An 8,641-nucleotide genomic window follows, 5' to 3' on the forward strand; every position below is an offset into this window, starting at 1 on the left:
CCCCAGCCCCGACTCCCGTCCAACCCAGCGGTGCCATTTCTTCATGACCGAACCGACCATCACCACCACCAACGCCATTGCCTCGACCCCGGAAGGCAGCGCGCCGCCGTCGATGCCGATCACCGAGCCGCGTTCGCTGCGGGTGCGGATCATCTCGTCCCTGGGGTTCGCCGCGATCGCCATCACCGGGGTATTGATCGTGCTCTATGCCTGGCAGTTGCCGCCGTTCAGCAGCCCCATCGAAAGCACCGAGAACGCCCTGGTGCGCGGCCAGGTGACGATCATCGGGCCGCAGCTCAGCGGCTATGTGTTCGAGGTGCCGGTGCAGGACTTCCAGTTCGTCAAGGCCGGCGACCTGCTGGTGCGCCTCGACGACCGCATCTACAAGCAGCGCCTGGAGCAGTCCCTGGCCCAGCTGGCGGCGCAGAAGGCGGCGCTGGCCAATGTGGTGCAGCAACGCAACAGCGCCGAAGCCACCATCAAGCTGCGCCAGGCGGCGCTGGCCGACAGCCAGGCCCAGGCGCGCAAGAGCGCCGCCGACCTGCGCCGTAACCAGGAACTGATCGCCGACGGCTCGGTGTCCCAGCGGGACCTGGACGTGACCCGCGCCGCCAACGCCCAGACCCTCGCCGCGGTGGCCCAGGCCCAGGCGCAGCTGGACATCGCCCGCCAGGACCTGCAGACGGTGATCGTCAATCGCGGCTCGCTGGAGGCCGCGGTGGCCAATGCCGAGGCGGCGGTGCAACTGGCGCGGATCGACCTGTCCAACACCCGGGTCACCGCGCCGCGCGACGGCCAGCTGGGGCAGATTGGCGTGCGCCTGGGGGCCTACGTCAACTCCGGGGCGCAGCTGATGGCGCTGGTGCCGAACCAGCTCTGGGTGATCGCCAACATGAAAGAAACCCAGATGGACAACATCCGCGTCGGCCAGCCCGCAAGCTTCACCGTCGATGCGCTCGACCACCGCAAATTCCACGGCCATGTGCAGCGCATTTCGCCGGCCACCGGCTCGGAGTTCGCCTTGTTGCAGGCCGATAACGCCACTGGCAACTTCGTCAAGATCGCCCAGCGGATACCGGTGCGCATCACCGTCGATCCCGACCAGGCGGAAAGCGAGCGCTTGCGTCCGGGGATGTCGGTGGTGGTGAGTATCGATACGGCGGCGGAGGGCGACGCCCAGGTCGATTGATGTGCATCCCTTGTAGGAGCGAGCTTGCTCGCGAAAAAAACTCAACGGCGACACGTTCACACAGGGCAATCGCCGCTTCGCGGCTATCGCGAGCAAGCTCGCTCCTACAAGGGGGCGGGGTGTCAGGCGGTGAGAGGCGGCAAGGTGCCGAGCAGCGACACGGCCGCCACCGCGGCGATGCCCAGCAGCCATTCCAGCAGCACGCTACGGCGCAGGGCGCCCAGGCGCTGCTGGCAGTCCTCGATCCGCAGGCGGTTGAACAGGGCCAGGGCGAACATGCCGAGCACCAGCAGCACCTTGATCAGCAGGATCAGGGCAAAGCCGGACAGCAGCGGCATCGGCCACAGCTGGCCGGTCAGCACTCGTACATTGATCAGACCCGTGACCAGCAACCCACCTACGAGCCCGTAACCCACGCCGCTGAAACGCCGCAACAGCGGGCCCAGCGGCAGGCCGTCGGGCTGGCGCAGAAGCATCAGCAGCACCAGCAAACCGCCGAGCCACAGGCTGACGCAGCCCAGGTGGACGATCTGGTTGAGGATCAGCAACTGGCCGCTGAGGCCGTCGAGCATGGCGCCGTGACCTACCGGAGCCAGGGTGGCCAGCAGCAGGGCGGCGAGGGTCAGTCGTAGCGCCAGCGGCTCACCCAGGCGAGTCAACAGCAGAACCACCAGCAGGCCATTGAGCAGCAGATGCCAGGTCCAGACCTGGCCGAAAAAGGTGTTGCCCAGCACCAGTTGCAAGGTCGCCGGGTCCAGGGCCGCGGCGCCGCTGCCAGCCATGCTGGCGGTGATCAGCAGCAACCAGCAGATGCCGGTGGCCAGGGCGATTCCGGCCAGCCAGCGGCCGAGTCGGGTCAGGCGGCGATCCAAGGCGGCAACGGGCTCGCGCCCCAACAGCAGGGGCCTGAACACCCAGGCCCCGAACAGCAGCAGGACGGCCGCGAAATGCACAAAGCGGCAGAGCACCAACAGGGTCGACATCGGTTACTGGCCGACCTTGAAGCTGTAGCTGCCTTCGCTCGTGTGGGTATCCACCGACACCGCGTGCCACTCGACCTTGTAGGCGCCCGCCGCCAGCGGTGCCGCCGGGGTCACGACCAGGGTCTTCTTGTCCGCGCCTTCGGTGGCCAGGGCCTTGACGGCGACCGCCGCGCCATCCTTGCTCAGGCTGACTTTAGTGAAGGCCGCCTCGACGCCTTCGGAGAACACCAGGCGCAACTCGCTCGGCGCGCTCACCGTGCTGTCGGCGGCCGGAACCTGGCTTTGCAGGTGGGCGTGGGCGAAGGCCGAGGAGGCGGCGACGAGAGAGGCCAGCAGGGCGCTGGTGGTCAGCAGTTTTTTCAGCATGGGAAATACCTGTTCAATGAGTGTCGGGTGGTCGATGCGCCGATGAGTATAAGGACCGCGGCCGGGTCGCTGGATGAAACATCGGCGCGCTGTTCAAGCGCTTTTCAGGCGCATATGGATGATCGGGAACGGCCGGCCCTGGCCGTCGGTTGCCGAACGGCCGATGTCTTCGAAACCGTAGTGCCGATAAAAACCATGGGCCTGGGGGTTCTGTTCGTTGACGTCGACGCTGAGCCGCGGATGCCGGCTGCGCACATGGTCGAGCAGTTGCCGGCCGACGCCCTGTCCACGGCGGGCCGGTTCGATAAACAGCATTTCCACCTTATCGCCGGCGGTGGCGATAAAGCCGGCCGGGGTGCCGTCGGCATCCTCCAGCAACCAGGCTTCGAGGGCCGGCAAGTAGGTGTCGCGCACCAGGGGGTAGAGCAGTTGGATATCGTCTTCGGCGATAAAGTCGTGGGTGGCCCGTACCGAGCGTTCCCACAGGGCGGCGAGCCGCGGATCGTCCGCGGCCCGGCGTTTGCGAATGTTCATGGATAAGCTCCATAGCGGCGTTGCAGGATGGCCGAAACGCTCTGGGTTCGGCGGCGAAAGTCCTGCCTGCATGTCCGTGTCGCGAATCAACGCCTGGACGGAACACTTCAGGTGCCCGGGAATAAGGCGGGAGGGATCCTAACCAATCGGTTTTGCCGGGGAAAGCCGGGCGCAGGAAGTTTCGTTTTTGTACGAAGGCCGATGGTAGTCTTGCAGCAGACTGTTTTCAGGGAGCCCTTATGGGCAATCACAAGATCGAGATCCGTCGCAGCAACGTCGAAAAAATCCTCCTGGCGGCGGAAAAGGTGTTCGCCGAAAAAGGCTTCAGCGGCACGGCCATGGCCGATATCGCCGCCGAGGTGCAATTGCCGCGCTCCAACCTGCATTACTACTTCAGCACCAAGAGCGAGCTGTACAGCGCGGTGCTGCTGGAGCTGCTGGAACTGTGGAAGCAGGACGCGCTGTGCTTCGAGATGTTCGACGACCCGCGGGTGGTGCTCAGCAGTTATATCCGCGCCAAGATGAACCATTCGCGCAGCCGGCCCTATGGCTCGAAAGTCTGGGCCAATGAAATCATCCACGGCGCGCCGACCCTGGGCGAGGCGCTGGACGCCAGCCTGTACGACTGGGCGAAGATGAAGGAAGCGAAGATCCGCCAGTGGGTCGAAGACAAGCGCATCCTGCCGGTGGAACCGTCGAGCCTGCTGTACATGATCTGGGCCTCGACCCAGCACTACGCCGACTTCGACCACCAGATCATGATCATCAACGAACACCAGTCGCTGTCGGACATGCAGTTCGAAAAGGCCGTGCAGACGGTGACCAGCGTGATCCTGCGCGGGATCGGGCTGGAGCCCTGATACGGCAGCCCCCCTGAGCGTTCGCGTGTAGCCGCTGCCGAGCGCAGCGAGGCTGCGAACGGCAACGCAGTTGCCGCAAAACCTGAATTCGCGGTGTGTCAGGTCTTGTGCGTTATCCGGGTTGCGGCCGCTTCGCGCCCGATCGCAGCCTCGCGGGCTCGGCAGCGGCTACAGGCAGGCGTCAACGTTTACCTCCATCGCGGGCAAGCCTCGCTCCTACAGGACCAGGCCAACCCTGTAGGAGCGAGCTTGCTCGCGATGACGTCAGTCCAGCCAATGCTATTTACCCGGCGAACCTCACACCGCCTCGCGATACGGATTGCGCGGATCGTGCTGCCAGTCGAGGAACGGCTTGCCGGTGTCCTGGGGCACCATCTCGATGCAGTCCTGCACCGGGCAGGTGATCTGGCACAGGTTGCAGCCCACGCATTCGGCGTCGATCACTTGGTATTTATGCGTGCCGTCGGCCTGCTTGAGGCTGGCGATGGCCTGGTGCGAGGTGTCTTCGCAGGCGATATGGCAGCGGCCGCAGCCGATGCAGGCGTCCTGGTCGATCTTGGCGATCACCTGATAGTTGATATCCAGGTACTTCCAGTCGGTGGTGTTGCCCACCGCGCGCCCGGAGAAGTCCTGCAGGCTGTGATAACCCTGGCTGTCCATCCACCGTGACAGGCCGTCCTTCATCTCCTCGACGATGCGGAAACCATGGAGCATCGCCGCCGTGCACACCTGCACCGCGCCGCAGCCCAGGGCGACGAATTCCGCGGCGTCGCGCCAGGTGCCGATGCCGCCGATACCGCAGATCGGCAGGCCCCGGGTCTGCGGGTCACGGGCGATCTCGGCGACCATGTTCAGGGCAATTGGCTTGACCGCCGAGCCGCAGTAGCCGCCGTGGGTGCTCTGGCTGCCGACCATGGGGTTGGCGACCATGCGCTCCAGATCCACGCTGGTGATCGAGTTGATGGTATTGATCAGCGACACCGCGTCGGCGCCGCCGCGATGGGCCGCGCGGGCGGCCATGCGGATATCGGTGATGTTCGGCGTCAGCTTGACGATCACCGGCAGCGAGCAATAGGTCTTGCACCAGCGGGTGACCTGTTCCACGTACTCCGGCACCTGGCCGACCGCCGCGCCCATGCCGCGTTCCGGCATGCCGTGGGGGCAGCCGAAGTTCAGTTCGATGCCGTCGGCGCCGGTGGCTTCCACCAGCGGCAGGATGTTTTTCCACGATTCCTCGACGCAAGGCACCATCAGCGACACGATCAGCGCGCGGTCCGGCCAGTCCTTCTTGACCTGGGTGATTTCCCTGAGGTTGATCTCCAGGGAACGGTCGGTGATCAGTTCGATATTGTTGATGCCCAGCACTTCGCGGTTGGCGCCGAAGTGCGCCGAGTAGCGTGACGACACGTTGACCGCCGCCGGGTCCTCGCCCAGGGTTTTCCAGACCACGCCACCCCAGCCGGCCTCGAAGGCGCGGACCACGTTGTAGGCCTTGTCGGTCGGCGGCGCGGAGGCCAGCCAGAACGGGTTGGGGGCTTTGATACCGGCGAACACAATCGACAGATCGGCCATTTACGCAGCCTCCACGTTGAGCATGAGTTGGGCATGCATGGCTTCTGCGGCCAGCTTGCCGTGTTGTACCGCCTGGACGGTGAGGTCCTGGCCGAGGCTGACGCAGTCGCCGCCGGCATACACCCCGGGGATGCTGGTGCGCAGCTGTTCGTCGACTTCGATGCGCTCGCCGGCGCGCTTGAGTTCCTGAGCCAGTGGGTCGCCCAGCGGGTCGCTCAGCGCGGCGCCGTCGAACGCCTGGCCGATGGCCTTGAAGATCGCATCGGCGACCAGTTCGAAGGTCTCTCCAGTGGTTTGCAGGCGGCCCTCCACCAACCGGGTGCGGGCGAAGCGCATGCCGCGCACCTGGCCCCGGGCGTCGAGCAGCACCTCTTCGGGCGCGGCCCAGGTCAGCAGGCGCACCTGATTGGCCTTGGCGATGTCCTGTTCATGGTGAGTCGCGCCCATGTCCTCGATGCCACGGCGGTACACCAGGTTGACATCGTGGGCGCCGAGGCGGGCCATCTGCACCGCCATGTCGATCGCGGTATTGCCGGCGCCGAGGACGATGCAGCGGTCGGCCAGGGGCAGTTGCGTGAGGTCGTCGGCCTGGCGCAGTTCGCGGATGTAGTCGGTGGCGGCCAGCAGGCCGGGGGCGTCCTCATGGGGCAGGCCCAGCTGTTTGCTGGCGGCCAGGCCGAGGCCGAGGAACACCGCGTCGAATTGCTGGTGCAGCTCGGTGAGGCTCAGGTTGTCGCCGAGTCTGTGCCCGTGGCGGATTTCGATGCCGCCGATCTGCAGCAGGAAATCCAGCTCCTTCTGGGCGAAGTCGTCCACCAGCTTGTACTTGGCGATCCCGTATTCGTTGAGGCCGCCGGCTTTTTCCCGGGCCTCGAAAATCACCACTTCATGGCCGTGCATGGCGCAGCGGTGGGCGCACGACAGCCCCGCCGGCCCGGCGCCGACCACGGCGATGCGCTTGCCGCTGGCGGCCTCGCGCTGGAACGGGTGCTGGCTGAAGTGCGCGTTGTCCACCGCGTAACGTTGCAGCAGGCCGATCAAGACTGGCGCGCATTCCTGGGCGTTGTTACGCACACAGGCCTGCTGGCACAGGATCTCCGTCGGGCACACCCGGGCGCAGCTGCCGCCGAGGATATTGGCCGAGAGAATCTTCTGTGCCGCGCCCTGGACGTTGTCGGTGTGGATATGGCGGATGAACGAGGGAATGTCGATCTCGCTGGGGCAGGCGTTGACGCATGGCGCGTCGTAGCAATACAGGCAGCGCGAGGCTTCCAGATGCGCCTGGCGGTCGTTGAGCGGTGGCGCCAGGTCGCTGAAGTGGCCGGCGAGGGTGGCGCCATCCTCCTGGGGATGGGGCAAGTGGTTCAGGGTCTTGATCACGGTTCGGGCCTCACGGTTTTTTGTCGATTGCCTCTGACGGGCATTGTGTTTCTACCGGGCGCGAGCGCCCGGATCGCGAGCAAGCTCGCTCCTACAGGGGATGCGTTTTCATGTAGGAGCGAGCTTGCTCGCGATAGGGGGCAAAGCCCCCGATCTCAGCGTTTGACGGCGGTCGGCTTGTGCAACTCGGCGCGCTTGCTCAGCAGGTCGAACACCGCCGGGTAGGCCGGGCGCTCGATGTAGCGGCCGGCACCGCGTTCGGCGCGCAGGTCGCCGTCGGCCCAGACCAGCTTGCCCTGGCTGATGGTGTGGCTGGGCACGCCGCGCACGGTCTTGCCTTCGAAGATGTTGAAGTCCACCTGCTGGTGGTGGGTCGCGGCGGAAATGGTGCGGCTGCCTTGCGGGTTCCAGAGCACCAGGTCGGCATCGGCGCCGACGCGGATCGCGCCCTTGCGTGGGTAGAGGTTGAAGATCTTCGCCGCGTTGGTAGAGGTCAGGGCGACGAAGTCCTGCATCGACAGGCGCCCGCTGTTCACCCCTTCGTCCCAGAGCACGGCCATGCGGTCTTCGATGCCGGCGGTGCCGTTGGGGATCTTGCTGAAATCGTCGCGGCCGGCGGCTTTCTGTTCGGCGCAGAAGCAGCAGTGGTCGGTGGCGGTGGTGTGCAGGTTGCCCGATTGCAGGCCGTGCCATAGCGCGTCCTGATGGCCGCGAGGGCGGAAGGGCGGGCTCATCACGTAGCCGGCGGCGGTCTGCCAGTCCGGGTGGCGGTACACGCTGTCGTCCAGCAGCAGGTGCCCGGCCAGCACTTCGCCGTACACCGGCTGGCCCTTGCCGCGGGCGTAGGTGATTTCGTCCAGCGCCTCTTGGGTCGAGACGTGCACCAGGTACAGCGGCGTGCCCAGGGTTTCGGCGATACGGATCGCCCGGCTGGCGGCTTCGCCTTCGACCTGGGAAGGGCGCGACAGCGGGTGCGCTTCCGGCCCGGTGATGCCCTGGGCCAGCAGCTTGCGTTGCAGGTGGTAGACCAGCTCGCCGTTCTCCGCGTGCACCGTCGGCACCGCACCGAGTTCCAGGCAGCGCTCGAAGCTCGCCACCAGGGTGTCGTCGGCGGCCATGATCGCGTTCTTGTAGGCCATGAAATGCTTGAAGCTGTTGACCCCGTGCTGGTTCACCAGCTCGGCCATTTCCTCGCGCACCTGCTCGCTCCACCAGGTGATGGCGACGTGGAAGCCGTAGTCCGACGCGGATTTCTCGGCCCAGCTGCGCCACTGATGAAAGGCTTCCAGCAGCGATTGCTGCGGGTTGGGAATCACGAAGTCGATGATCGAGGTGGTGCCGCCCGCCAGGCCCGCCGCGGTGCCGCTGAAGAAGTCTTCGCTGGCCACGGTGCCCATGAAGGGCAGTTGCATATGGGTGTGGGGATCGATGCCGCCGGGCATCAGGTATTGGCCACTGCCGTCGAGCACTTCGCAGCCTGCGGGATTGTCCAGATTCTGGCCGATGGCCTTGATCACGCCGTCGGCGCACAACACATCGGCTTTATAACTTTCATCATGGGTAATAACGGTGGCGCCACGGATCAACAGAGACATTCCGAGTTCCTCGCAGGCATGACCGGCTTATGCCGGTTCTAGTGTTTTTGTAATACGCATGCTGCGGAATGTTTATTCCTGTCAGCGGTGTCAGGAATAAAAACTAGCTGGTGTTCAATCAATCGGCAAGATTATTTTTTATAAGCATATATCTATATTAAG

8 protein-coding genes are annotated in these 8,641 nt (G+C 65.2%); 2 read left to right on the plus strand and 6 right to left on the minus strand.

The genetic code is table 11. The features are described 5' to 3' along the window. Positions 1–43: 43 nt before the first annotated feature. A complete protein-coding gene (locus AC07Y9_RS31985) occupies positions 44–1,189 on the plus strand; it encodes an HlyD family secretion protein (protein ID WP_102681551.1) in 1,146 nt (381 codons plus the stop codon). 122 nt (positions 1,190–1,311) lie between these two features. Here the strand turns inward: AC07Y9_RS31985 and copD are convergent, their stop codons facing one another. The 3 genes from copD to AC07Y9_RS32000 form a co-directional block, all read right to left on the minus strand. Further along, positions 1,312–2,172, minus strand: a complete 861-nt coding sequence (gene copD, locus AC07Y9_RS31990; protein ID WP_102681550.1) for a copper homeostasis membrane protein CopD — start codon at positions 2,170–2,172, stop codon at positions 1,312–1,314. 3 nt (positions 2,173–2,175) lie between these two features. After that, complete coding sequence (gene copC, locus AC07Y9_RS31995; RefSeq protein WP_007922200.1) at positions 2,176–2,538, minus strand: copper homeostasis periplasmic binding protein CopC; 363 nt, start codon at positions 2,536–2,538, stop codon at positions 2,176–2,178. Between the two features lie 93 nt (positions 2,539–2,631). Further along, a complete protein-coding gene (locus AC07Y9_RS32000) occupies positions 2,632–3,072 on the minus strand; it encodes an acetyltransferase (protein WP_102681549.1) in 441 nt (146 codons plus the stop codon). 239 nt (positions 3,073–3,311) lie between these two features. Between AC07Y9_RS32000 and AC07Y9_RS32005 the strand changes: the two genes are divergently transcribed. Further along, positions 3,312–3,932, plus strand: a complete 621-nt coding sequence (locus AC07Y9_RS32005; RefSeq protein ID WP_102681548.1) for a TetR/AcrR family transcriptional regulator — start codon at positions 3,312–3,314, stop codon at positions 3,930–3,932. 297 nt (positions 3,933–4,229) lie between these two features. On the opposite strand, the gene preA is transcribed toward AC07Y9_RS32005, so the two are convergent. The 3 genes from preA to hydA form a co-directional block, all read right to left on the minus strand. Continuing rightward, entirely contained in the window at positions 4,230–5,504 is a 1,275-nt protein-coding gene (preA, locus tag AC07Y9_RS32010) for an NAD-dependent dihydropyrimidine dehydrogenase subunit PreA (RefSeq protein WP_102681547.1), read from the minus strand. Continuing rightward, positions 5,505–6,884 (minus strand): NAD(P)-dependent oxidoreductase, encoded by a 1,380-nt coding sequence (locus tag AC07Y9_RS32015; protein WP_102681546.1) that lies wholly within the window; start codon positions 6,882–6,884, stop codon positions 5,505–5,507. 155 nt (positions 6,885–7,039) lie between these two features. Beyond that, positions 7,040–8,479 (minus strand): dihydropyrimidinase, encoded by a 1,440-nt coding sequence (gene hydA / locus AC07Y9_RS32020; RefSeq protein ID WP_102681545.1) that lies wholly within the window; start codon positions 8,477–8,479, stop codon positions 7,040–7,042. Positions 8,480–8,641: the final 162 nt, after the last annotated feature.

It is taken from the genome of Pseudomonas sp. GW456-L12 (genome assembly GCF_059424045.1).